The sequence below is a fragment of the Daejeonella sp. genome, from assembly GCF_046590655.1.
Taxonomy (GTDB): domain Bacteria; phylum Bacteroidota; class Bacteroidia; order Sphingobacteriales; family Sphingobacteriaceae; genus Daejeonella.
Map to the genome: position 1 here is coordinate 1 of NZ_JBKJUM010000020.1, position 24,167 is coordinate 24,167.

22 protein-coding genes are annotated in these 24,167 nt (G+C 42.0%); 4 read left to right on the plus strand and 18 right to left on the minus strand.

Going from position 1 to position 24,167, the window contains the following annotated elements:
- The first annotated feature begins 64 nt into the window (after window positions 1-64).
- The 4 genes from ACLL8Z_RS01830 (at window position 65) to rfbC (ending at window position 2,363) form a co-directional block, all read left to right on the plus strand.
- Window positions 65-487 carry a hypothetical protein gene (locus ACLL8Z_RS01830; RefSeq protein WP_411273044.1) on the plus strand — a complete coding sequence of 141 codons (423 nt, stop codon included), beginning with the start codon at window positions 65-67 and terminating at the stop codon, window positions 485-487.
- On the plus strand, window positions 484-1,365 hold the full coding sequence (locus ACLL8Z_RS01835) for an IS3 family transposase (RefSeq protein ID WP_411273045.1): 882 nt from the start codon (window positions 484-486) through the stop codon (window positions 1,363-1,365). Before ACLL8Z_RS01830 ends, ACLL8Z_RS01835 begins: the two co-directional genes overlap by 4 nt.
- Before the next feature lie 144 nt (window positions 1,366-1,509).
- A complete protein-coding gene (locus ACLL8Z_RS01840; protein WP_411273046.1) occupies window positions 1,510-1,818 on the plus strand; it encodes a DUF4286 family protein in 309 nt (102 codons plus the stop codon).
- The gene (gene rfbC / locus ACLL8Z_RS01845) at window positions 1,815-2,363 is read left to right on the plus strand and encodes a dTDP-4-dehydrorhamnose 3,5-epimerase (protein WP_411273047.1); all 549 of its coding nucleotides are present in this window, start codon (window positions 1,815-1,817) and stop codon (window positions 2,361-2,363) included. The genes ACLL8Z_RS01840 and rfbC overlap by 4 nt, the downstream gene beginning before the upstream one ends.
- A gap of 153 nt (window positions 2,364-2,516) precedes the next feature.
- Here rfbC and ACLL8Z_RS01850 read toward each other — a convergent pair whose 3' ends face one another.
- The 18 genes from ACLL8Z_RS01850 to ACLL8Z_RS01935 form a co-directional block, all read right to left on the minus strand.
- Window positions 2,517-3,356: an OmpA family protein gene (locus ACLL8Z_RS01850; protein WP_411273048.1), complete on the minus strand. Its 840-nt coding sequence runs from the start codon at window positions 3,354-3,356 to the stop codon at window positions 2,517-2,519.
- Window positions 3,357-3,391: 35 nt separating this feature from the next.
- Window positions 3,392-3,667 carry a hypothetical protein gene (locus ACLL8Z_RS01855; protein ID WP_411273049.1) on the minus strand — a complete coding sequence of 92 codons (276 nt, stop codon included), beginning with the start codon at window positions 3,665-3,667 and terminating at the stop codon, window positions 3,392-3,394.
- 172 nt (window positions 3,668-3,839) lie between these two features.
- Entirely contained in the window at window positions 3,840-5,537 is a 1,698-nt protein-coding gene (locus tag ACLL8Z_RS01860) for a RagB/SusD family nutrient uptake outer membrane protein (protein ID WP_411273050.1), read from the minus strand.
- A 22-nt stretch (window positions 5,538-5,559) separates the two neighbouring features.
- The gene (locus tag ACLL8Z_RS01865) at window positions 5,560-8,865 is read right to left on the minus strand and encodes a SusC/RagA family TonB-linked outer membrane protein (protein WP_411273051.1); all 3,306 of its coding nucleotides are present in this window, start codon (window positions 8,863-8,865) and stop codon (window positions 5,560-5,562) included.
- Between the two features lie 135 nt (window positions 8,866-9,000).
- On the minus strand, window positions 9,001-9,540 hold the full coding sequence (locus tag ACLL8Z_RS01870; protein ID WP_411273052.1) for a DUF420 domain-containing protein: 540 nt from the start codon (window positions 9,538-9,540) through the stop codon (window positions 9,001-9,003).
- Between the two features lie 12 nt (window positions 9,541-9,552).
- Window positions 9,553-10,260 (minus strand): SCO family protein, encoded by a 708-nt coding sequence (locus ACLL8Z_RS01875; protein ID WP_411273053.1) that lies wholly within the window; start codon window positions 10,258-10,260, stop codon window positions 9,553-9,555.
- Window positions 10,260-10,610 (minus strand): cytochrome C oxidase subunit IV family protein, encoded by a 351-nt coding sequence (locus ACLL8Z_RS01880; RefSeq protein ID WP_411273054.1) that lies wholly within the window; start codon window positions 10,608-10,610, stop codon window positions 10,260-10,262. Before ACLL8Z_RS01880 ends, ACLL8Z_RS01875 begins: the two co-directional genes overlap by 1 nt.
- A gap of 20 nt (window positions 10,611-10,630) precedes the next feature.
- The gene (locus ACLL8Z_RS01885; protein ID WP_411273055.1) at window positions 10,631-11,320 is read right to left on the minus strand and encodes a cytochrome c oxidase subunit 3; all 690 of its coding nucleotides are present in this window, start codon (window positions 11,318-11,320) and stop codon (window positions 10,631-10,633) included.
- Between the two features lie 23 nt (window positions 11,321-11,343).
- Window positions 11,344-11,919 carry a heme-copper oxidase subunit III gene (locus ACLL8Z_RS01890; RefSeq protein WP_411273056.1) on the minus strand — a complete coding sequence of 192 codons (576 nt, stop codon included), beginning with the start codon at window positions 11,917-11,919 and terminating at the stop codon, window positions 11,344-11,346.
- A 6-nt stretch (window positions 11,920-11,925) separates the two neighbouring features.
- Window positions 11,926-12,807, minus strand: a complete 882-nt coding sequence (cyoE, locus tag ACLL8Z_RS01895; protein ID WP_411273057.1) for a heme o synthase — start codon at window positions 12,805-12,807, stop codon at window positions 11,926-11,928.
- Window positions 12,808-12,817: 10 nt separating this feature from the next.
- Window positions 12,818-13,879, minus strand: a complete 1,062-nt coding sequence (locus tag ACLL8Z_RS01900) for a COX15/CtaA family protein (protein ID WP_411273058.1) — start codon at window positions 13,877-13,879, stop codon at window positions 12,818-12,820.
- A gap of 102 nt (window positions 13,880-13,981) precedes the next feature.
- A complete protein-coding gene (locus ACLL8Z_RS01905; protein ID WP_411273059.1) occupies window positions 13,982-15,892 on the minus strand; it encodes a cbb3-type cytochrome c oxidase subunit I in 1,911 nt (636 codons plus the stop codon).
- A gap of 2 nt (window positions 15,893-15,894) precedes the next feature.
- On the minus strand, window positions 15,895-17,223 hold the full coding sequence (locus ACLL8Z_RS01910; protein WP_411273060.1) for a cytochrome c oxidase subunit II: 1,329 nt from the start codon (window positions 17,221-17,223) through the stop codon (window positions 15,895-15,897).
- A gap of 37 nt (window positions 17,224-17,260) precedes the next feature.
- Complete coding sequence (locus ACLL8Z_RS01915) at window positions 17,261-18,487, minus strand: quinol:cytochrome C oxidoreductase (RefSeq protein ID WP_411273061.1); 1,227 nt, start codon at window positions 18,485-18,487, stop codon at window positions 17,261-17,263.
- A gap of 20 nt (window positions 18,488-18,507) precedes the next feature.
- Window positions 18,508-19,089, minus strand: coding sequence for a c-type cytochrome (locus tag ACLL8Z_RS01920; RefSeq protein ID WP_411273062.1), 582 nt, complete (start codon window positions 19,087-19,089; stop codon window positions 18,508-18,510).
- Complete coding sequence (locus tag ACLL8Z_RS01925; protein ID WP_411273063.1) at window positions 19,082-19,618, minus strand: DUF3341 domain-containing protein; 537 nt, start codon at window positions 19,616-19,618, stop codon at window positions 19,082-19,084. Before ACLL8Z_RS01925 ends, ACLL8Z_RS01920 begins: the two co-directional genes overlap by 8 nt.
- Window positions 19,619-19,620: 2 nt before the next feature.
- Window positions 19,621-21,099: an NrfD/PsrC family molybdoenzyme membrane anchor subunit gene (nrfD, locus tag ACLL8Z_RS01930; protein WP_411273064.1), complete on the minus strand. Its 1,479-nt coding sequence runs from the start codon at window positions 21,097-21,099 to the stop codon at window positions 19,621-19,623.
- 21 nt (window positions 21,100-21,120) lie between these two features.
- A complete protein-coding gene (locus ACLL8Z_RS01935; protein WP_411273065.1) occupies window positions 21,121-24,132 on the minus strand; it encodes a TAT-variant-translocated molybdopterin oxidoreductase in 3,012 nt (1,003 codons plus the stop codon).
- Between the last annotated feature and the right edge of the window lie 35 nt (window positions 24,133-24,167).

The window sequence follows — 24,167 nt, forward strand, 5'->3', positions numbered from 1 at the left end:
CAACTGTCCTTGCCTGAATATGTTGACCTAAAATAGAGGTTTATGTACACTAAACCAAAACAAGATGGCAACAGTAACGGATTATGAGAAATTGACAGTTCGACAACGTCGGCAACGGTATTTTAATGAAACCTTTAAGCGTTTAAAAGTAAGTGAGTTAGACCGTAATATTCTAACAATAGCCGAGCTTTGCAGAGAATACCAGGTAACCAGGACATCGGTTTACAAATGGATCTATAAATACTCGCCGATGCGCAAACGAGAGGTTAGACAGGTCATAGAGCCTGAAAGTGAAACAAGAAAGGTATTGCTTTTGAAGCAGGAGGTTAGTGAGCTGCAGCGGGTTATCGGGGAAAAACAGCTTAAGGTTGATTTCCTGGAAAAGCTGTTCGAACTGGCAGAAAAGGAATATGGCCCGGATTTCAAAAAAAAACTTACCGGCAGGCCCTCTTTTGGTACTGGTCAAACAAAGAACAGCACCACATGAAGATGAATGCCTTGTATCGGGTTACAGGCACCAGCAAACAAGCTTTCCATCAGTACCTGGATAGAGAGATGCTGGTCATGGAAGAGCAGCAGCAACTATTACCAGTACTGAGCCAGATACGGGCTGATCATCCGCGTCTTTCTGCCAGAAAAATGTATTTGCTACTACAGCCGGTCAGCATGGGTAGAGATAAGTTTGAGCAATTCTGTTATGGATATGGCTTCAAACTGGCCGTAAAAAGATCCTATCACCGGACCACAGATTCGCTGGGCGTGACCCGGTTTGAGAACCTGATTATCAGTATGGAGTTGACAGGTGTAAACCAGGTCTGGGTAAGTGATATTACCTATTATCGCATAGGTGAGCGATTCTATTATATCACATTTATCCTCGATTTGTACAGCCGTTTCATCGTGGGCTATGCTGCTTCAAATAGTTTGCTCACCAGTCAGACAACTATACCTGCATTAAAAATGGCTTTAAAGTTACGAAAGCCTGATCCCGGACTGATCTTTCACTCGGATGGTGGCGGACAATATTACAGTAAAGCTTTCTTAGCAATTACCCAGGGAAGAATCAGAAATAGTATGTGTGAAAGTGTATATGACAACGCCCACGCCGAACGGATCAATGGAACGATTAAAAACGATTACCTGGTTTATTATGCTCCACAGAATTATCCCCAACTAATTACCCTGACAGCTAAAGCGGTAAACATGTACAATAGTTTCAGGCCTCACTCGGCACTGAATAATAAGAGTCCTTCAGATTATGAAACCACAACACTTATTAACAAAGAAAAAAGAAGCAAAAAAGAAAAAAGCTGTGGAAATATGGAAAACTCTATCGAGTTTACCACATTCCCACAGCTACAATAACAATAATAATAATATGTTTGTATTCCTTTAAAAACGGTCAACCTTATTCAGGCATCGACAAACTGGCAACTGGCAACTGGTAACTGGCAACTGGTAACTGGCAACTGGTAACTGGTAACTGATCACTATTTCTTACCTTTGGCCATGATCCTCTACAACGTAACGATTATTATTGAAGAGAGCATACATCAATCATGGCTAAAATGGATGCGCACTGTACATATTGGGCAGGTGATGAACACCGGATGCTTTGCTTCAAACCGAATGCTGAAAGTACTTGATTCTCCAAACGAAGGAATCACCTACTGTATCCAATACATCGCTGACTCAATTGAAAAATTTAATGAGTATAAGCAAAATTACTCCATGGCGCTTCAGGCAGATTACCCGGAAGAGTTTGGCAACAAATTTGTTTCTTTCCGAACGCTAATGGAATTTATTGACGCGCGATGAAGATTACAGAAACAAAAATAAAAGATCTTTTTCTTATAGAGCCTAAACTTTGGCGCGATGATCGTGGTTATTTCTATGAAAGCTATAGTAAGAAAGCATTTGAAGAGGCTGGCATTTATGCAGACTTTGTTCAGGACAATCAATCTCTTTCTGAAAAAGGAACTTTGAGAGGGCTCCATGCCCAGAAGGACCCGAGCGCTCAGGGCAAACTTGTACGGGTAATAAAAGGTCGGGTTTTGGATATCGCGATTGATATAAGAAAAAACTCTGCTACTTACGGCGAACATGTTATCGCCGAGTTAAGCGGAGAAAATCACAAAATGTTTTGGGTACCTCCCGGTTTTTTACACGGCTTCGTGACCCTGGAAGATGATACCATATTCACTTATAAAGTGACTAACTTATATGATAAATCATCCGAAATAGGTGTGCTATGGGATGACAAAGATCTTGGGATCAACTGGGGTATTTCTGCTTCAGAAGTGATCCTTTCCGAAAAAGATAAGGAACTTCCGAGGTTTAGGGATTTTGTGAGTCCGTTTTAGTTGTTGGTTGCCTGCCTGACGGCAGGTAGGTTGGCTGTTAGTTGTTAGAACTAAACGCTGTAAATGATGTGCATCTATTCCTTAATTTAGTCTGCATTATGAGCTTTGAGCTTTTAACTGTCCGCTGTCAACCCGATAGCTATCGGGTGTCCCCTATTTTATAAGATTGTAAAGTTCATCCAGTTTCGGCGAGAGGACGATCTCAATCCTCCTGTTTCTGCTACGTATATCCGGTGTTGAACCTTGCTCGATGGGTTGATATTCTCCCTTTCCTGTAGCAGTAATTCTGCTATTTTCTATGTTTTCTCCTTCGGTTAGAAATCTTACTACGGATGTCGCCCGCAAAACGCTCAGGTCCCAGTTGTCCTTAATCTGACCCAAATTTACAACACGCTGGTTATCTGTATGTCCTTCAACGGAAATGTTAATTTCAGGCTGCGTTTTAAGAACCATAGCCAGTTCCTTTAATACGAGCTTGCCTTTGTCATCTATAACTATACTTCCGCTGCTAAAAAGCAATTTATCTGTCAGTGAAACATACACCTTTCCATTTCTGATATCTACTGTAAGTCCGCTTTGCTGAAAGCCCAGCAATGCTTTCTGAAGCTTATTTTTTAGAGCGTTTGTAGCTTCATCTCTCTTACGCAAAATTTCCTCAACCTCTTTCAGACGGGCTTCGCGCTTTTGCAGGTCTGCAGAAAGCTTGCTTATTTCGGTAGAACTGTTTGATCGTAAAGAGCTAAGGTTGTCATCGAGGCCCTGCGCCCTGGCTTCCAGGCCTGCCAGCCTGGAATTAAGAGATGACGTATCAGATCTAAGGCTTGCTATTTCCTCTTCGAGAGAAGCAATTTTTATGTGTGAAGCTTCCCAGCCAAGTGAAAGAGAATCACGCTGTGCCAGCAAACCATTATACTTTTTAGGTGATAAAACTACACAGGAGGAAAAGGATGTTATCAAAACTAAAACAAAGATGGGAAGGGCTAAATTTTTCATGGTAATACTGGTATTATGACCTCTCGACCGCCAACTTAATTCAGGTTTATCTTTCCACCCTTCATATGTACAGCAACGTTCTTTCGCTTGTATTTTTTATACCAGACAAATCCAACTGCAGCTACTGCGATATAGGGTGCTGCAAGCAGATACAAAATTCCGCTATTCAATCCATTACCCTCGGTATTTCCATTTTGAGTTGAATTGTCCGCGTTTAGGGTACACATCGCACACTGAGCAGAAACTTCAGAAGTACCTGATACCACAAAAAGAAACATGAAAAGGAGTAGAAATATCTTTATAAGTTTCATTAGGCAAAGATATGGTTTGTAGAAGACTATATTGACCTTATCTACATCGGCGGCATTTTTTTACACTAAAATAGCTGAATAATTATCTGCTTTAGCAAATAAATTATTCAGCTATTAAATTAGTCTTTTATGCTGTTGGCCATCGATTGCCGCAATTTGAACAGGACTGTGACTAGTAACCCGGGTTCTGAGTTAGCGTATTAACCCCATTCACTGTACTGTTAACGATTTCAGCCTCCGGAATTGGATAATATTCATTTACGCCTTTCTTAAATGTAGCGCCGTTTAAATACGTCCGCTTCGTTTTTTCTTTAGCCACATAGGTATTCAAAACCTGGTCTGCTATACCCCAACGTACCAGATCGAAGAAGCGGTGGCCTTCCATACCAAATTCCAGCCTGGTTTCAAACTGTACAGCGTTGCGGGCTATTACCTGAGAAGCAAATGGGGATGGATAGGTACTTATCACATAATTAGCGGCCGAAGTACCATCTGGCATTTTCACAAATCCGGCTGAGTTAGCTGCCCGGGTTCGCACCTGGTTTATCAATTCCCGTGCTTTTTCCAGATCATTTTCCTCCGCGGCTACTTCTGCGCGCCATAATAATACATGTGCCAAACGCATCAGGCGATAATTATTTGAATTATTCCTGTTAGTGGCATGGGAAAAACCTTTCGACCACACAGCTTTTTTGGGAGAATAAGGTCCTGCATAAGCCTGATCCCGAACCCAGGAGCTACCTGCATGCATGCCATGATCCAGATAGGGAATACCCCTACGACCAACGGTATGATCTAAGCGAGGATCCAGAGAGCCTGTGTGAGGCGTAAAAGGATCAGTAGATTTCAACCCTTCGTCGTTCTTTACATCTGTATTGTTATAGGTATCCAATAAAGGTAAACCGTTGACGGTCTGGAAGGCATTCACCAGATTTTGTGAAGGCTGCTCAAAACCACAGCAATTCCATGGACCGATGTAAGGGTAGTTTAGAATATTACCGTTATTACCGTTATTGCCACCCGGTGAACCATCATTTACCGACATCTGCACTTCAAAAATAGATTCGGCATTATTATTAGTAGCTGCGTTATAATTGTTGAAAAAGGCAGGAACCAGGGTGTATTTGTTACTGGCAATAATTTCATCCAGAAGTAGTTTGGCCTGGGCAAATTTGCGCTGGAACATATAGGCTTTAGCCAGATAGGCAGCGGCCGCATATTTGGTAACTCTCCCTTTTTGCGTTTGATTTACTGGCAATACATCGTAAGCGGCTTTGAAATCAGCTTCAATTTTTGGCCAAATATCTGTCGTATTAGGAACTTTGGTGCTTTCCGGATTGCTGGGATTATAAGTCTTTTCATCGATGTAAGGCACTTTATTCCACATTTTTTTGGCTTCAAAATGATAATGACCTCTTAGAAAACGAGCCTCTGCTGTAACCTGGGCCTTTTCTGCCGCAGTCATGTCTTTTGCATTGGCCATTACCTGCAATACGTCGTTACAACGTGCCACACCATCATATGTATGGCGCCATTTGCCCCGGAAATGTGTATTGGTAGGCAGCCAGTTATAGGTTTCAATAAAGGTAATTTCCGGTTGGTCACCGGCATCAGTTCCTTTATAAGTATCGTCGGCAGCTACTGAGCCGTAAACCCAGTTAGTAATGGCGCTATGCCAGGCGGTATTACCAGAACCTACTCCATCAAGCAGGGAGTACGCTCCAATAAGTAAAGCGTCAACTCCTTGTTTGGTTTCTAAAGCTTGCTGATTGATAACCCCTTTAGGTTTGGTAGTCAAAAATTCATCATCGCAGGCCGTGAGTAAACTTGCAACTAATAATGCGGCAAGGCTAAATATTTTCTTATTCATCTTTTCTACTATTTAAATTTTATTAAAAACTAACATTCACTCCAAACAGAACATTCTTAGCTGCCGGATAGGCACCTTCATCTACGCCCAGCTGCCTGTCGTTACCATCGCCATAACCCCTTAGATTAATTTCCGGATCCAGGCCAGTATATTTAGTGAAAGTAAACATGTTTTGACCCTGGATGTAAATATGAGCCGAGCTCATACCAGCCTTGGAAATCCATTTTAAAGGCAGGTTATATCCTAGCTGGATATTTTTGACCCGCAGGTAAGATCCATCTTCAAGGAAGTAGGTAGATGGCACACTGCTGGCAGCGTCACCGGAACGCAACATAGGCAGTTTAGCATCGGTTTTGCCTGGCCTCCAGGATTCGTATAGCATACGCGTGCTTCGGTTACCCTGGAAAGTCTGAAAATCTGTCCAGTAACGAACGTAATTAAATATCTCGCCTCCCTGCACGCCCTGAGCAAAGGTAGTAAAGGTGAAATTTTTGAAACTGGCATTCAGGCTTAATCCGTAAGCAAAATCCGGATGAGGGCTGCCAATGAAACCCAGATCACCTGAATTAATTATTCCATCTTTATTTACATCGCGGTATTTAAAACGACCGGCTATGTTATCTATGCCATTGCGTTGCTTGGCGTGGGCTGCAGCTTCACTATCCGTCTGGAAAATGCCATCAATGGTATAACCATAGAAAGAAGAAAGAGCGCTGCCCTGCCGGGTAGCTGTTACGGCCGGTGTGCGTAACCCAAATCCGGTATAAATGGTATTGGGAGACCCATTGGTTTTTATCACCATATTCCGGTAGGTCGAGAAATTAGTTCCAATGCTAAACTTAAGCTTATTAGCCAATGCAGTTCCATTGTAATTAAGACCTACATCCACACCCTTATTATTCATTTCTCCAATGTTTACAAAAGGGTTAATGGCTATACCCTGGGTAAGTGGGACTTCCACAGGAAACAGCATGTCTGTTGTAGAACGGGTATACCAGTCAAATATGATGTCAAAACGTCCTTGTAATAAGGCTGCATCAAAACCTATGTTGGTACTGGTAGTGGTTTCCCATTTGGCATTACCGTTACCAAATTGGTTTCGGTCATAACCAATTACCACTGAATTGCGGGTACCGTTAATATCGTAGTTAGAACGGTCGGAATGAGATTCAAAAGTAGAGGCAAAGTTATAGTTTCCAATTTCCTGGTTACCGGTTTGTCCCCAGCCCGCACGAAATTTAAGATCATCCAGGAAAGTAAGACCTTCCATAAACTTTTCTTCGGTGATGCGCCATCCAACACTCATTGCCGGGAAAAGAGCATTCCGAAACTTGGGAGCAAAACGCGAAGAAGCATCCTGCCGCACAGTTGCTTCCAGAAGATATCTATCATTAAATGAGTAGTTTAACTTACCAAAATATGAGAACAGACGCCAGTCGTAAGCGTTCCCGCTATTAGCCGGCGCCAAGACACCTGCATTTAAATAACGGAAACTCAAGTCATCCACAAAAAAACCACTGCGGCTTCCAGAGAAATTTTCGCCATAAGCTTTTATGGATTCGGCACCTCCTAAAACGTTAAGGCGGTGAAGTTCTTTGAACGTGGTATTATATGTCAGGGTATTAGACCAGGTCCAGTTACGATCATAAGCGTTAGTGGTATTTAAACTATTAGTTTGAGCAGCCTCTGCCGACTCAATATCCCGAACATTAAAGCTCCTGATATTAAACAAATTATAGTCAACGCCAAAGCTGGTGCGGGCCACCAGATTTTTTATTACATCTACTTCGGCGAAAGCATTACCAAACAAGCGAATTTCCTCGCCTTTATTATCCTTGCCCCGTACCAGCAAAGCTAGCGGGTTACGTGCATTGCCAAGACCGGCACCTTTGGTACCTGCAAAATTGCCATTTATGTCATAAACCGGAATTATAGGCTGCATCCGGTAAGCCATAGAAATAGGATTGCCTTCGCTATTATTACCAGCTGTCTGGCCTACCCGCTCACCCAAAGCTACCTGCATATTTTGTCCTATCCGTATCCGGTTTTTTACTTTAAACTCCGTGTTGGCTCGTATGGAGTAACGCTTATAATACGTATGCTTCATAATACCATCCTGGTTAAAGTAATTAACCGAAAAAGCATATACGCCCTTATCGGTTCCACCTGTTGCACCTAACTGATAATTTTGCATCGCTGCCGGATTGAAGATTTCCTCCATCCACCGGGTTCCCTCTTTATTGGCCTGAGTAGTAAGAAACTTAGTTCTGTTAAACTCCGGATCATCAATATTGCTTGTATAATTACTTGGAGCTACGCGTGGATCGCTCGAAGAGGCTCCTGTAGGAAAAATAAAATCAGGGATAACCGGCTGTGCACCATTGCCATACTGTGGATTAAAAGGATTACCATTTCTAAGAAAACCCCCGTTCCGTTCACTTTCCCAGGTAAGTTGAGCCAGTTCATTTGTATTTAACAGGTCGAGGACTTTTCCGCGCTGTTGGGTACCATAATAAGAGTCGAAGGTAATTTTAGGCTCGCCGGTTTTACCTTTTTTAGTTGTAATGATAACAACCCCATTACCAGCCCTGGCACCATAGATAGAAGCCGATGACGCATCCTTCAGAATTTGTAAGGACTCAATATCGTTCGGGTTCAGTGTATTCAGGTTGCCTTTAGTTGGTACCCCATCAATCACATACAAGGGTGAGTTATCGTTAATGGTACCAAAACCGCGTACCCGCACCATAACACCGCCACCTGGGCTATTTTCGTTTCCAACGGTAACTCCCGCAGCTCTGCCCTGCAAAGCCTGGGCTACATTGGTAGCCGGGGCCGATAAAAGATCCTTTGCAGAGACTGTAGTAACTGCGCCGGTAATATCCCTTTTAGCCTGAGAGTTATACCCTGTAACAACCACTTCCTGTAAGGACTTTGAATCCTCGGTCATAGTGATATTTATGGTTGCTGGTCCGGAAAATGATTTTTCCTGAGAGTTGAATCCGATAAAAGTGTAGACGAGTGTTCCTGAATTTTCGGGAACATTGATGCTATATCTTCCATCAAGATCTGTTGTAACCCCGTTACTAGTTCCTTTTACCAAAATCGTTACGCCCGGCAAGGGTTCGCCATCAGTAGAAGTAATACGGCCGGAAATAGGCCAGACTGCCACTTTATTAAAAAGTACCGATCCACTTACAGAACTGCTGGCTTCGGCTTCAATCTTGAGCGTAGCGAATGCAGGATTCTCCGAGTAAACAGAAAGAATACAGACTAAAGCTAGTGTAGGAACGTCCATTCTCCAGCGATGTGAGTAAGTTTTTTTCATTTGCATTAAATAGTTAGTGGATAACGAGATTATTACCCTGTAACAAATTTATTGCAATTTTCAAATAATTAAAATTTATTTGATAATATTTTAATAACTAGTCGGCCAGAGAAACCCAGACACCCAGCGACAATATCAAAAAGTATAATAAGGCGATATCATCAAATACACAACAACTCCAGTTATCGTAACATACAACCAGATCGGATAGCTCCATCTAACCAGTTTTTTGTGTTTTTCAACCTGCATTTGAAGTCCCTTTTGGAAACTAAAAAGTACAAGTGGTAAAACTACCGCTGCCAGAATAATATGGGTAATGAGGATAAAGTAATAAATGGTTCTGATTACACCCGTTCCACCGTAGGTGGTTTTGATCCCCGTGGCATGGAAGATAATATAGGATACAAGGAAGAGAGAGGATAATACGAAAGTGGTAATATTCAATTTTTTGTGCGTCGCAATATCTTTCTTTTTGATAAAATACAGCGAGAGTAACAGCAATATGCTACATGTACCGTTAATGAAGGCGTTTAATTTGGGAAGGAAAAATACCCATTCGGGGATCGCACTTTTGTCAGGGAAAATATCCAGAACTTTACTTTGCAGGATAACAACAACCACAAATACGAAAATGGAAACACCAGTTATCAGCCTGGCGATAAATCTGTCATTCATGTTTAATTTACTTTAACGATCCTTTACGTTTCTCAGCTCTTCCGCTATCAGAACTCTGATCTCATCTGTTAAGAGGTTCATCTTATCATTCCCGCCCGTTGAATTGTAATAACCTCTTATCCTCTTTTGTGAATCAATCAGTATGATCATTGGGCTATGAATAAAATTCACTTTTTTAGTGGTGTCCTGAAAAGCATCGACCAGGAAATCTTCTTTGGCCAGCCTGAAAATTTCATTTTTATTACCTGTAAGGAAATCCCATTTCTCATTTTCGGAAACGTATTTTTCACTATATGCCTTAAGCACATCCGGGCGGTCGTATTCGGCATCAACACTTATTGAGAGAAATCTCAAGAGCCTGTTACCTTTATTGATCTTCGCAACCCGGGCCATCTCTCTGTTCATGCTCGAACAGAATGTAGGACAACGCGAGAAAAAGAAATTAATCACAGTTATCTGGCTGCTGTCGGCAGGAAATTTAGCGGAGTCGGCATTCTGATTTAAGAGCGTGAAATCTCTTATTTGGTGATACAGGGTATCCCTGATTTGTTTTCCGCGCTTAGTATGAAATGTAGAGGCAGGTTGCTTAGGGCCATAAATGGCCAGGGGGCGGTATCGGTTTTCACCTTTTGCCTTTAGCAGATAATAGACAGACCCCGGCACAACTAATAAAATCAGCAGAACCAGGATCTTCTTTACCGGAAAGGCAGGTAAGCCCATTAATTCATATGAAGGTACTGGTAAGAACCTTCTGTAAGCATTAAAACAATAAAGTATATGATGAATACAAGAGAAACCATGATCCCAGTTTTCAATGCAAATTTTTCAAACTTCAGGTGCATAAAGTATGCAACGATATAGAAGGCTTTAACAAGTGTAAGGACAACATAAATGAAATTACCCACTCCCTTACCCAAAATACCTTGTGGAAGAAGGTAAAGTGCTATGAAAAACTCAATTGCTGTAATACCCAGCATATAAAAGAAAACCTGCCAGATCTTCTTTTTAGTCATTCCTTCATGTTCCGCATGCTCTGTACCATGCTCGCCGTGTGTGTGTTCTGCAGACATTTTATATGTTTTATCTGAAATTAAACTAAATAGAAGAATGTAAATACGAATACCCAAACCAGGTCTACAAAGTGCCAGTAAAGACCAACCTTTTCAACCATTAAATAGCTTCCGCTTCGTTGGAAAACACCCGCGACAACCATCAATGTTATAATTATATTAATCATAACACCCGTAAATACGTGGAACCCGTGAAATCCTGTAATTGTAAAAAAGAGATTTGCAAACTGAAGAGCTCCAACCGTATCGACGCCAGTATACGTAGCCGGGAAACTACCCCACCAATATCCTTCATGATGTAAGTGGGACCACTCGAGAGCCTGACATCCCAAAAACATTGCACCACCAATTATCGTAGCGATCATCCACCACACAACTTCCTTTTTGGAGTTACGGTGTCCTGCTTCTACAGCAAGAACCATTGTTACCGAACTCATAATCAGGATAAAAGTCATGATACCAACGAACACCAAAGGGAAGCCATGGTCGGCAAGCCCTGGAATAGACTGGAATACGACATCAGGATCTGGCCATGTCAGTTTACTAAAACGCTGTGCTCCGTAATATATTAGGAAAGCAGAAAATGTAAATGCATCTGACAGGAGGAAGAACCACATCATCAGTTTTCCATATTCTACAGCAAAAGGCGACTTTCCGCCGCTCCAGGCGTCAGTTTTCAGTTCATCAAGTTTTGATACAGTAGTACTCATTTAAACGACGGTATAGTGATTTGTTATTGATTCAAAAGTAAGAAAACATATAGATAAATCCATAGGATATCTATAAAATGCCAAAAAATGGATGTCACTTCGAGGCGAAATATATTGCGTGCCTGGGGGATGCTCCTCATTTTTCCGACAAGGGAATATGCCAGCATAATTATACCTGCGAAGATGTGCAGTAAATGTGCCCCTGTAAACACGTAAATGAATGATTGTGATGCGTTATAATTGACAAAATATGCCCCGGAAGCGGTCAGGACAGCCCAGGCACTGTATTGGCTAAAAAAGAATGCAATACCAAGAAGTATAGTTAAAACGGTGTACAATTTCTGCTTGCCAAAATCCAGCTTTTTTCCTGAGAGGTAGGCCAAATGCATTGTAATGCTACTTATAAAAATAATAATTGTGCTATAGAGAAACGCCTTCGGAAGCAAAACTTTGATTCCGCGCTCCGCATTTCCCTCAGTGTAAACGATAAAACCGCTTGTCAAGGCAGCAAACATCATAAAAGATGAAATTACAAAAAGCCACATCAGGAACTTTCTGGCCTTCAGGCTTTGCATATCTTGTATTGGTAACTGGTCCATGCTATTTTAAATAAAGTCAAACAAAAGGGTTAATTGAAGCAGCGGCAGGTAAAAAAAAGATGTGTACATCAATTTCTTCGCTGATGGAACATCCTGCTTCTGGAAAAGCTGAAACGCCTGCCATAAAAAATAGAGGCCTGCAATCAGGGCAATAATGCCATAAATACTTCCGCCAAAAGCATCACCCGATGGCATTAAATATCGGGTGGGCATCAAACTGACAGGAATTAATATAATTGTAGATAACAGTGTAATGAAGGCACTGGTTTTATCTTGTTTGGTAGTTGGCAACAACCGGAAACCCGCGCGTTTATAATCCTCATCCAGAACCCAGGCGATAGCCCAGAAATGTGGAAACTGCCACACAAACTGAATCAAGAAAAGAATTATTGGGATCCATGAAATCCTTGGTTCGTTAAAAGCAGCAAAATATCCGATAAGGGGAGGTAAAGCGCCGGGAAAGGCTCCAATAAATACGGCTATTGGCGACTTACGTTTCAGCGGAGTATAAACGAAAGCATAAAGAAATATAGAAAAAACTGCTAATACCCCTGCTGGAAAGTTGAGCCGCACAAGTAAGTAGGTACCGGCTATTGCCATGATCAGGCTCAGGACAAGGGCTTGCCCGGTAGTCATATGGCCGGAAGGAATTGGCCTGTCCATAGTTCGCTTCATAAGCTTATCGAGATCTTTCTCTATGATCTCATTAAAACCGTTGGCAGCACCGGTAACGAGGAAGCCCCCTATAGTAAGTATTGCCCAATTAAGCCAGTTAATCTCACCCTGAATTCTGCTACCCATCAAAAAACAGATGGACGCAGAAAAAACCACAGTTAGTGTTAACCTCAATTTAATTAGCTTATTAAAATCGGAGACGAATTTTCTCACTATTTTTCTTTCAATTATGTATTTCTAAGCGGCTTTTCTTCAGCAGCAAAAGCAGATAAAACTGGGCACCAAACACAAGGGTGGCCAGCACAATATGTAAGGCTTGTGCAAATGGCGGCAATCCCAGGTAAGAAAGTAACAGGCCGGTACCAAATTGCAGTACAATCAGTAAAAGTACGTACGATATATATTTATACTGGTATCCGTCTACAGGATATCGCTTCCTGATCATCACAAATGATATTACGTTTACAATTATCACCAGAATTGCCAGGTCGCGATGATAGATAAAATTCGCTCCCACCAGAGCCACCCACTCGGAACGGTTCGCTGGATCCATTGCTGATGATATGACATCAATTTGCTCACGTACTTCTGTGCCCAATGTAATTTGAATCACTGTGATTATCAGGCCGATATATGCCAGCAACATCACCCAACCTGAACTAATACTGGTCAAAATGCTTTTATCTCTAAATGCCCGGGCTTCATAAAAAGTGTAGATCGAAATAGCCACTATCGCTATCGCGACAAGCATGTGAACAGTTACTACCCAGGCAAGCAAATTGGTCGACACTACGATTGATCCGAGCCATCCCTGAAATCCGACAAGGATCAAATTAAAAAGACTCCAAAAAAATATCCTTTTCCTTGTTTTAAGATACTTTACAGCGGCAATCAGACATGCTATTAATAAAAGCCCTACAATTGCCCCAAGGAGGCGGTTAATGTATTCGGTCCAGGTTTTTGCTGCATTAAATTCATCTGGCTTCAGTAGATTCTTATCATTTCTGATTCGGTAGGCCAGATCTCCGTAACCCATCAGGTCCAGAGTTTTGGCAAAGCGTTCATTTTTCTGAACCCTTTTGTCGACATACTTTTGCTGGTAGTTTGCCGGTAACTGAGAAACGTCAGTTGGCGGAATTAACTGATCAAAGCACTTTGGCCAATCCGGGCAACCCATCCCTGACCCTGTACTGCGAACAATACCCCCAGCCAGTATAAGCAGGAAAAGAGCTACAACCGTGATATAATTTATCGCCAGGAATCTCTTCTCACTTGAGGAATACATTTCGGTTTTTAAAAAGCCCTTACGGACAGTTTCCAGAAAAAGGGACTGGAATTGATAATCCTGCCGACGAACATTTGATCGCCAGCAGGACTTCCCTAATTTCTATTTAATTTCTTCGGCCGCAGGGCTTTTCAAGGCATGCTGTCTATTCCATTCCTGCTGAATAAGTTCGGCTTCAGGATTATCTTCAAAATCGTGCTGAAGATTAGAACTCATTGTTTCAGAGAAAGGTGTAGTTTGAGGAATAAAATCTTCGTGATGACCAGGCTTGCTGTAATCATATGGCCAGCGATAAACAGACGGAATCTCTCCGGGCCAGTTACCATGAAGGTGCTTCACAGGTGCTGTCCATTCAAGAGTATTCGACTCCCATGGATTTTGGCTTGCCTTCTTTCCATAAAATATTGAATAGAAGAAATTCCATAAGAACGCAACCTGCGCCAATGCTGAAACAATCGCTGCCCAGGTAATAAACACATTCACTGTTAACCATTCCTGCATAAATGCAAACTCAGTAAATGCATAGTAACGACGCGGAACACCATCAATACCCATGAAGTGCATAGGGAAGAATACAAGATATGCTCCGATGAAGGTCAACCAAAAGTGAATGTAGCCCAATCTTTCATCCATCATTCGTCCGAACATTTTCGGATACCAGTGATAAACTCCGCAAAGCATTCCGAAGATCGCTGCAGCTCCCATTACAAGGTGAAAGTGAGCAACAACAAAATAAGTATCGTGAAGATTGATATCCAATGCTGCATTACCCAGGAAGATACCGGTAAGACCACCGGAAATAAAGAAAGATACCAACCCGATCGCGAAAAGCATGGCTGGCGTAAATCTTAGATTACCTCTCCAAATTGTGGCGAGGTAATTAAAGGTCTTTACAGCAGATGGGACGGCAATAATTAAGGTAGTGATCATAAACACCCCTCCCAGGAACGGATTCATCCCGGTAACGAACATATGGTGACCCCAAACGATAAATGACAATACGGTAATACCTATCAAGGAATAAACCATTGCGTGGTAACCGAAGATCGGCTTACGGGAATTTGTCGCGATTACTTCAGATGTTATACCCAATGCAGGCATGATTACAATGTAAACCTCTGGGTGTCCAAGGAACCAGAACAAATGCTGCCACAGAACCGGGCTACCACCTTGATTAGGCAATATCTGTCCGGCAACGACGATATCTGACAGGTAAAAACTGGTGCCAAAACTACGATCGAAGATCAGAAGGACTACGGCTGATACTAACACAGGGAATGAAAGCACTCCAACAATAGCCGTTAAGAAGAAGGCCCAAATAGTTAAAGGCATTTTCCACATGTCCATACCAGTAGTACGCATGTTTAATACTGTAGAGATGTAATTTAGGGCACCAATAAGGGCCGATGCGATAAACAGCACCATACTTATTAACCAAAGTGTCATCCCCGTCCCGGATCCGCTGATTGCCGTTGGTAAAGCAGATAGCGGGGGATAAATTGTCCAACCGGCACTGGCTGGCCCACTTTCAACAAAGAAAGAAGCCATCATGATACAGCAAGAGAGGAAGAAAAACCAATACGAAAGCATGTTCAGGAACGGCGAGGCCATATCCCTTGCTCCCAGCTGTAATGGAATAAGAAGGTTACTAAAGGTTCCGCTAAGTCCGGCCGTTAATACAAAGAATACCATCATAGTACCATGTATTGTAACCAAGGCGAGGTAAAAATCAGGTTTTATTCGTCCCCCTTCTGCCCATTTATTCCCAAGAAAAGTTTCCAGTAAGGGAAAACTTTTATCTGGCCAGGCCAGCTGTAATCTGAATAAGACTGAAAGTATCATCGCGATAACAGCCATTACAATTCCTGTGATCAGGAACTGTTTTGCGATCATCTTGTGATCCTGGCTAAAGATATATTTAGTAATAAATGTTTCTTTATGATGTCCGTGATCGTGACCGTGATCGTCGTGTTGGTGAAGTACGGCTGTATCGTGTATTGCTGTGCTTGCCATAATTATTTTATAATAGTATTAGTATTTAACGCAATTTTCTTACTCTCTTCTGCACTTTTTTGCTCAGCAAGCTGAAGTTCCTTCTTTACATCGTCATTATAATATAGAGGCTGTTTAGCTAACCACACGGCATATTCCGCCTGCGATACCACAGTAACTTTAGACTGCATATTATAGTGTCCGGATCCACAAATCTTCGCACATAGCAAAACATAATCATATGCCGGATTATTTCGTTTCTCCCTCATCTGAGCTGTAGTCAGTCGCGGAGTAAATTGGAAATAAGTTGGCATACCAGGGACGGCATTAATTTGTACCCTGAAGTCAGGAAGGTAAAAACTATGAAGTATGTCTTTTGAACCGATAGTAAAACGAACAGGTTTGCCAACCGGAATCACGATTTCGCCCACCAGCTGATCATCCCAGCTTTTCTGATCTTTAAAATCTATGCCTAATCCATTCGTGGGAGTAGTCAATTTGTAATTACGTTTTCCTATTGAATTGTCCTGTCCTGAATAACGAAGATTCCATTTGAACTGCTCGCCGACAACCTCAATGTTAATTGCTTTTTTCTGATCCTCTTCAGAAACATTGGTGATGTTTCTCCATGTAAAGAAACCTAGCAGTACAAGAACAGTTAAAGCAATAGCAGGAACTATTGTCCAGATTCTTTCCAGAGCGTTATTATGAGGATAGAAATAAGCTTTTCTCTCTTTTGATCCGCGATACTGATATGAAAATCCGAATAAAGCAATGTGGGTAAGAATAAATACAATCGTTGTAATTACTAATGTGACATTAAACATGAAATCTATATCCAGGCCATGTTCAGATGCCGACTCATGCATACTCATTGGACCCTGAACAGCATAAGACCAGTAAACACCATAAAGACCAAGTAAAAGAAAAATAATAAATAGTGCTCCCTGGAATTTTCTTAAATCAAACTTAGGTCCTTTTCTGCCCTGTATATCCTTGCTAAGCGAATAGACTTCCGCCACTTTAACAATTACCGCGTAAAACACGCATAACAGTACAAATAATAGGAGATAGTATGCACCCGATTTGTAGGCAGCTGAATAATCGACTTCTGCGGAAGCAGGCTGCATATTCTTGTAACGTGCAACCGTATCTACGGCGGTGCTGATAAGCGGCACTGAAGACGGTGAAACCTGATTGGCTGAAGTAGCTGCAGTATCACCAACTGCCGTGATTGAACTTACTGTTGTGTCCTGAGTTTGTGCCGTAACTGTACCCTGAGACACAGTAAGAGCGCAAATCATCAACACTGATGAAGCAATCCTGATATTTAAAATTTCTCTTAACCTCATTTTATTCGTAATATATATCTTTGCAATTAAGCCTTAATTAAATCTGGTGATGCAAGCTCTCTTCAAGGAAAGGATGATTGTTTGGAACCATAGACCTTTTACTGAGTTGATTAAGCGTAAGAAATGAAAACAAGCCTGTAAAACCGATAGCGATTCCTATTTCAAGGATTCCGAATCCACGGTGTGATTCAACAGTTCCCGGCATGATCATCATGTAGTAGTCCAGCCAGTGACCACAAAGCAGCATAATACAGACGAACATTAAGGTGTTAGTATGCCGTTTGGAACCACGTGCCATCAGAATCAAAATCGGTGCTACAAAGTTAATCACAATGTTTACCCAAAACCATGGAAGATACTCAGGTTCCCATCTCTTATAAAAATAAACCGTCTCTTCCGGTATGTTAGCGTAGTAGATAAGCAGGAACTGCGAAAACCAGATATATGTCCAGAAGATCGAGAAAGCAAAAATGAACTTTCCAAGATCATGCAAGTGGTTCTCATTGATCCACGACATATAACCGCCTTTTTTTAGTAGGATAATCATTAGTGCGATCACACATAGACCACTAACCCACAGTGCAGCGAAGTTATACCAACCAAACATTGTTGAGAACCAGTGCGCCTCAAGAGACATAATAGTATCGAATGCCCATATTGGCGTAGTAAAACCAAAAATGATCAGAAATACTGCGGACCATTTAATGCTCTTATCATAAAAAACCAATCCGCCTTCTGCAGCTTCACGTTTTGCATATTTAGCAAATAAGACAGCGAAGAAACTGTAAGCTCCTAAAAATATTGCCAGACGGGCTAAAAAGAAAGGCACATTCAGATATACCGCCTTTCCGGCGATAAGCTTGTCGTAGTTAGGACTCGCAGGATCAGTTAAACCATCACCGTTCCAGTGGTGGTATAAGTTATGGGTCAGCAAACCTGCTGCACACACTACAAACAGGATTAAAGAAGCTATCGGAAGAACCCTCGACATTGCCTGAGGAACTCTTAATAAGCCGGTTGCCCAACCCGCCTGCGCAACATATTGCAAAGCGACGAAAAATAGACCGGCAGCACAAACGCAAGTGAAATAATAGGCCATTAACAATAGGTTGGCGTAAGTCCGTTCGGCGTGATCGGTTAAAAATCCGAAGGCAATTGAGAGAACACCTATTACTATTGCTATAAGGCTCCAGGTTTTTAATTTGCCTGAAAAAATAAATTGTTCAGAAAAATTATGAGTATGAGTTTGGTTATGATTTCCCATCTGGTTTCAGCAATTGACTATTATAATTTTTGTAATTCGTGAACGTACATAACAATTTTCCACCTTTGCTCCGGCGTTAACTGATATTTGTGCGGCCCCATAAGGTTAACACCATGAGTTATTGTATGGTAAATTTTGCCATCAGTAAGATCCTTCATTGAACCACCACGAGAGGAATTTCCGGTACCGTAAGCAGGAGGAGCCGGGAATTTCCCCAGCTTAACTATCGAGCCATCACCTTTACCCTCGTTACCGTGACAATGTGAACACATATTCAGATACAGCGTTTTCCCTTGTTCGAGAGTTGGAACTGCTACTGGCAGCGGGTTTGACAAACCTGCACTTGCAGCCTGATAACCTTCCGGAGTATTCGGGTAATTATCGTTTTTATCAAATCCTACAGGCACTGTTCCCGCAGGAGGAGTTTGTGCAGTTTTACCATCTTTGAAGTTCTTATTTGGCTGATCCGGGTTATAGGCGATCGGATCATACATATTACGTGCAAATTCAACACCCGTGCTTCTGTTATTAGAGCAGGAAGAGATAACTGAAGCAGTCGCGACAGTTAAAAAAGCGGTACATATTATAAGGACCTTATTCATAACTAACATATTTCCTTTCGTTGTGCTTAACTTCAACAGCACCAGCCTCTTTTAAGATATTGTCAATTTTATCGTGGTATGGATTTTCCCTCGCATCAATTGCTACTACAAAACGATCATTAGTAGCACGGAGATCCATAACCCTTGGAGTACGGCCTGGAGCAAGATGATTTACAAAGAAATAAGTTCCAACCATTCCGAATGCACAGAATAAAACTGTTAACTCGAACATGATCGGCACAAAATCCGGGAATGCAAAGTGAGGTTTTCCACCGATATTCATAGGCCAGTCGTAAACAAGCATATACCAGATCATTGAGATAGCTGTTACTGTTCCGGTTATTCCGAAGCAAAATGCTACTCTGCCTAATCTTGAACGTTTGATACCTAATTTATCTTCAATACCGTGGATTGGCATCGGAGTGAAAACGTCATATATGGTAACGTTACCTTCCTGTAATTTGTCGATCCCATGCATAAGGTCATCCGGATCTGCAAAATGACCTAAAATATATTTTATGTTACTCATCTTTATGCTTTTTCGTACTCCGCTACCCGTGGTTTTATACTATCAAATTTTTCCAGGGATTCCTGGTAATAAACTACCTCACCTGCATCTAATTTACCTTCGCGGATAAGTTTTTGCTTGGCCTGATCACTTGAACTCTTCAACAATAATTTAACCTCAGCCATTGCAATTGCCGGCAGCACTCTTAGAAACAATAAGAATAATGTAAAGAACAATCCAATCGAACCAATGAATACACATACATCAACCCAGCTAGGATAGAACATTACCCAACTTGATGGAAGATAATCACGGTGAAGTGAGGTAACAATAATTACGAAACGTTCAAACCACATACCTATGTTCACAACTATTGACAGGATCCACGACCAGGCAACGCTTGTACGGATCTTTTTAATCCAGAAGATCTGTGGAGTGAACACGTTACAAGTCATCATAGTCCAGTATGCCCACCAGTATGGACCGCTTACACGGTTAAGGAAAGCGTACTGTTCGTACTCTGCACCTGAATACCAGGCAATAAAAAGCTCTGTCAGGTATGCTACACCAACAATTGATCCCGTAAGGATGATGATTTTATTCATCGATTCAATATGGAACATGGTAATATAGTTTTCGAAGTTCATGACCTTCCGCGTAACAAGCAATAAGGTTTGTACCATTGCAAATCCTGAGAAAATCGCACCAGCAACGAAGTATGGAGGGAAGATCGTCGTGTGCCATCCTGGTACAAGTGAAGTAGCAAAGTCCATAGATACAATGGTGTGAACTGAAAGTACCAGTGGAGTTGAAACACCCGCGAGAATTAATGATACCAGCTCAAAACGCTGCCATGTTTTAACTGAACCATTCCATCCGAATGAAAGAACAGAATAAATCCGGCGGCGCATGCCCGTAGCACGGTCGCGGATAGTAGCAATATCAGGAAGTAATCCCGTATACCAGAATACTAATGAAACGGAGAAATACGTTGAGATCGCAAATACGTCCCAAACAAGCGGAGAGTTAAAGTTTACCCATAAAGATCCGAACTGATTGGGCAATGGGAGTGCCCAATAAAACATCCATGGACGGCCCATGTGCGATATAATATAGGTAGCGGCACAGATAACGGCGAAGATAGTCATCGCCTCAGCTGAACGGTTAATGGAGTTACGCCAGTTCTGGCGGAAGAGTAAGAGCACGGCAGAAATAAGTGTTCCTGCGTGACCAATACCTACCCACCATACGAAACCCGTAATATCCCATGCCCAGCCTACAGTTTTATTCAATCCCCATTCGCCGACACCGAACCAGAATGTCCAGCTAACTGCAAATACCCAAAGGGCGGCACCTATTGCAGAAACGATGAAACCGATCCACCAGGCTTTATTAGGCTTATTTTCTACCGGAACCAATATATCTTCAGTAACCTTGGCGTAGGTAATATTTTCACCGGTTACTAAGGGTTCTCTAAGTATAGACTCGTGATGAGATGACATATCTTTATTGAATTTCTTGTATTAAACCTCTGCAGTATTTCTAACTTTTGTTTGGTATCCAACACCTGGCTTGGTATTGATCTCCTCAAGCACATAATAAGTACGCTCGCTCTTCAATGCTTTGGCCACTTCAGAATTAGGATCGTTTCCATCTCCGAAGATGATTGCGTTTGTAGGGCAAGTTTGCTGACAAGCCATTTTGATATCGCCATCCTTCAGTGTGCGCTTATCTAATTTTGCCTGAAGCTTACCGGCCTGTATACGCTGAACGCACATTGAACATTTCTCCATAACACCACGTGAACGTGTGGTAACGTCAGGGTTTAACACAAGCTGTGTAAACTCATTGTTCATGTAGTTATCAAAACGTGAGTCATTCCAGTAGTTAAACCAGTTGAAACGACGCACTTTATACGGACAGTTATTGGCGCAGTATCTTGTTCCGATACAACGGTTGTAAGCCATTTGGTTCAGGCCTTCTGATGAGTGGACAGTTGCCAAAACCGGACACACAGTTTCACATGGAGCGTGATCACAATGCTGACATAACATCGGCTGGTGGATCACAGACACATTGTCCATGGTCTCCAGATCTTCCATTTCGTCTTCCTTGGTTACTTTATTGCCATTATCATCTGCTGTGTAATAACGGTCAATTCGTATCCAATGCATTTCACGGCGTTTGCGAACCTCATCGCGCCCTACAACAGGAATATTGTTTTCAGCATTACAAGCAACTATACACGCACCGCAACCAGTACATGCATTCAGGTCGATAGCCATTACCCAGTTATGACCAGGCATTTCGTATTCGTTCCAAAGATCAACGTGGTTCACGTGACCATGACCAGTACCGTGGTTAGGATCTTTTAAGAAATCTTTTAAAGTTGTTTCACGGACGATATTTCTACCCTCGATAGAGTGGTGAGTTTGCGTTTGTGCCAACTCATAAATCCCACCAGCTTTAGTGATCGTTGCAGAAGCATTGCCCTGCAGCGTGCCGTTAACTAATCTTAAGAAGGGATAGGCATTTTTACCAACCTCAACCGCAGCCTTTCCAGCCATTGTGCGACCGTAACCAACAGCTATTGAAACAGTACCTGAGGCTTGTCCGGGCTGAATAAGTACCGGCAAAGTAACTTCGTACTTATCCGTTTTAACTGTAACAAGATCCAATTCAGCTATGCCCAATTTCTCAGCATATTTTGGGCCTATAGCTGCATAATTATCCCAGGTAACTTTCGAAACCGGATCTGGCAATTCCTGTAACCAGGGGTTATTTGCTAATTTACCATCACCGATACCGGTGCTCTCATAAATATGAAGCTCCACAGCATTGTCTCCGCCTTTTGCCAGCGCATTGCTTTCAGCAACGATGGAAGTAACTGCAGCTGCTACATTACCGGCAGATGCATAAGCACCACCAGCCCGGGCAGTTGTTGAAACCGATCCCTTTTGTAAAAGCTCCTTCCAGGTAGTGCCGCTTTGAGCTAAAACCGTTTTCGACCAGTTATTCTGGATATATTGATAATAATCCTGAACTGCGTTATCCGACCAGATCAAAAGGCCCTGCTCTGCATTACGGGTATTATAAACAGGATTAATTGTTGGCTGTGCAATGGTGTAGTAACCTTCTACCGGATTTGAGTCGCCCCATGATTCGAGGTAGTGGTGATTTGGAGCAATAACCTGGCACAAAGAAGCTGTTTCATCTTTACGATCTGCAAAGGATACACGAAGCGCTACTTTTGCAAGAGCATCAGTGAATGCTTTAGGATCCGCGTATTCGTAAGCAGGATTACTATTAAGGAAAAATACTGCGCCAACCGTACCGCTGTTCATCTCGTTAACCAAAGTCACGAAATCAGCATCGTTACCGCTATATTGGTATGAAGGATTGTCAAGATCTATTGTAGTGCCATAACTCCCTAAAAGAGTATTAATAGCATTCACAACAGTCTGGGTTCCGATATCATTCGATCCGCTTACTACCAGGCTCCTGCCTTTTGCTACCGTTAATTCTTTAGCTGCGAGCATCACTGCTGTTTCAGCTTTCTGGTTCGGAAGTTTTTTACCGCCAGAAACAGAACCGCCAAGAGCAGCATATAGGTTTAGTAATGCAATACCTTCTTCAGATGGTTTCAAAGGGATACGGGCATCTGCATTCGTCCCCGTCAAGCTCATGCCAGTTTCGAATTGAATATGACGGGACATCTTTCCGCCTTTAAGGGCAGTATTATTTCTTTTAGACGCGTATTGCGTGTTGAACTCAATTGGTGAGATCCAGCTGCCAAGGAAATCGGCACCGAAGCTTACAATTACGTCAGCATTGTCGAAACGGTACCGTGGTAAAACAGCTCTGCCGAAGCTCGCTTCGTTCGCTTTTAAGATACCTGTGTATGAAACTGCATCAACCTGAACATGTTTAGCAGAAGGATATTTTACAATGAAATCAGCGATCACTGCTTTAGTTGATGGGCTGTTTACTGTTGACGAAACGATCCGAATACTTTTACCGCCTGTCTTGGATAATTCAGTTTTAACGAACTGATCTATTTTATCCCAGGAGCTATCAGAGTCATTAAGAACCGGTCCTTTTAATTTAGATACATCATAAAGATCCAGAACAGAAGCCTGCCCTTTAGCATCCAATGCACCTTTGCTAAGGATACAATTGGGGTTACCTTCAATTTTAATCGGACGGCCTTCACGGGTTTTCACCAGTACGCTGTGTCCGTTAAAAGTAGAGGTATAATAATTTGGAATTCCCGGTACGATCTCTTCCGGCTTTACTAAATAAGGAATTGATTTATGAACAGGAACTTTTTGACAAGCAGCCAGGGTTACTGCACCTAAACCAAATCCAAGTGCTTTCAAAAAATCGCGTCTTGGAGTTACGGTACTTAAGCCAGCTTCATTCAGAACTTCTTCCATAGGAAGCGATTCAGCAAATTCGTTCTTGTTATTCTGAACGAAATCCTTTCTATTCTGCAGCTCTTCTAAACCTTTCCAGTATTTTTTATTGCTTTCCATTTAAGCTATATAACTGTATACGTATGTTTTCTTAA

What these genes read in the sequence shown, in the direction of transcription:
- ACLL8Z_RS01840 (WP_411273046.1), top strand. Translation starts at nt 1,510, where the DNA reads ATGATCCTCTACAACGTAACGATTATTATTGAAGAGAGCATACATCAA.
- ACLL8Z_RS01905 (WP_411273059.1), bottom strand. Translation starts at nt 15,892, where the DNA reads ATGGCAAGCACAGCAATACACGATACAGCCGTACTTCACCAACACGAC.
- ACLL8Z_RS01890 (WP_411273056.1), bottom strand. Translation starts at nt 11,919, where the DNA reads ATGGACCAGTTACCAATACAAGATATGCAAAGCCTGAAGGCCAGAAAG.
- ACLL8Z_RS01925 (WP_411273063.1), bottom strand. Translation starts at nt 19,618, where the DNA reads ATGAGTAACATAAAATATATTTTAGGTCATTTTGCAGATCCGGATGAC.
- ACLL8Z_RS01855 (WP_411273049.1), bottom strand. Translation starts at nt 3,667, where the DNA reads ATGAAACTTATAAAGATATTTCTACTCCTTTTCATGTTTCTTTTTGTG.
- ACLL8Z_RS01880 (WP_411273054.1), bottom strand. Translation starts at nt 10,610, where the DNA reads ATGTCTGCAGAACACACACACGGCGAGCATGGTACAGAGCATGCGGAA.
- ACLL8Z_RS01835 (WP_411273045.1), top strand. Translation starts at nt 484, where the DNA reads ATGAAGATGAATGCCTTGTATCGGGTTACAGGCACCAGCAAACAAGCT.
- ACLL8Z_RS01915 (WP_411273061.1), bottom strand. Translation starts at nt 18,487, where the DNA reads ATGGGAAATCATAACCAAACTCATACTCATAATTTTTCTGAACAATTT.
- ACLL8Z_RS01935 (WP_411273065.1), bottom strand. Translation starts at nt 24,132, where the DNA reads ATGGAAAGCAATAAAAAATACTGGAAAGGTTTAGAAGAGCTGCAGAAT.
- ACLL8Z_RS01830 (WP_411273044.1), top strand. Translation starts at nt 65, where the DNA reads ATGGCAACAGTAACGGATTATGAGAAATTGACAGTTCGACAACGTCGG.
- ACLL8Z_RS01860 (WP_411273050.1), bottom strand. Translation starts at nt 5,537, where the DNA reads ATGAATAAGAAAATATTTAGCCTTGCCGCATTATTAGTTGCAAGTTTA.
- ACLL8Z_RS01900 (WP_411273058.1), bottom strand. Translation starts at nt 13,879, where the DNA reads ATGTATTCCTCAAGTGAGAAGAGATTCCTGGCGATAAATTATATCACG.
- ACLL8Z_RS01885 (WP_411273055.1), bottom strand. Translation starts at nt 11,320, where the DNA reads ATGAGTACTACTGTATCAAAACTTGATGAACTGAAAACTGACGCCTGG.
- ACLL8Z_RS01875 (WP_411273053.1), bottom strand. Translation starts at nt 10,260, where the DNA reads ATGGGCTTACCTGCCTTTCCGGTAAAGAAGATCCTGGTTCTGCTGATT.
- ACLL8Z_RS01865 (WP_411273051.1), bottom strand. Translation starts at nt 8,865, where the DNA reads ATGAAAAAAACTTACTCACATCGCTGGAGAATGGACGTTCCTACACTA.
- ACLL8Z_RS01870 (WP_411273052.1), bottom strand. Translation starts at nt 9,540, where the DNA reads ATGAATGACAGATTTATCGCCAGGCTGATAACTGGTGTTTCCATTTTC.
- ACLL8Z_RS01850 (WP_411273048.1), bottom strand. Translation starts at nt 3,356, where the DNA reads ATGAAAAATTTAGCCCTTCCCATCTTTGTTTTAGTTTTGATAACATCC.
- ACLL8Z_RS01910 (WP_411273060.1), bottom strand. Translation starts at nt 17,223, where the DNA reads ATGAGGTTAAGAGAAATTTTAAATATCAGGATTGCTTCATCAGTGTTG.
- ACLL8Z_RS01920 (WP_411273062.1), bottom strand. Translation starts at nt 19,089, where the DNA reads ATGAATAAGGTCCTTATAATATGTACCGCTTTTTTAACTGTCGCGACT.
- rfbC (WP_411273047.1), top strand. Translation starts at nt 1,815, where the DNA reads ATGAAGATTACAGAAACAAAAATAAAAGATCTTTTTCTTATAGAGCCT.
- nrfD (WP_411273064.1), bottom strand. Translation starts at nt 21,099, where the DNA reads ATGTCATCTCATCACGAGTCTATACTTAGAGAACCCTTAGTAACCGGT.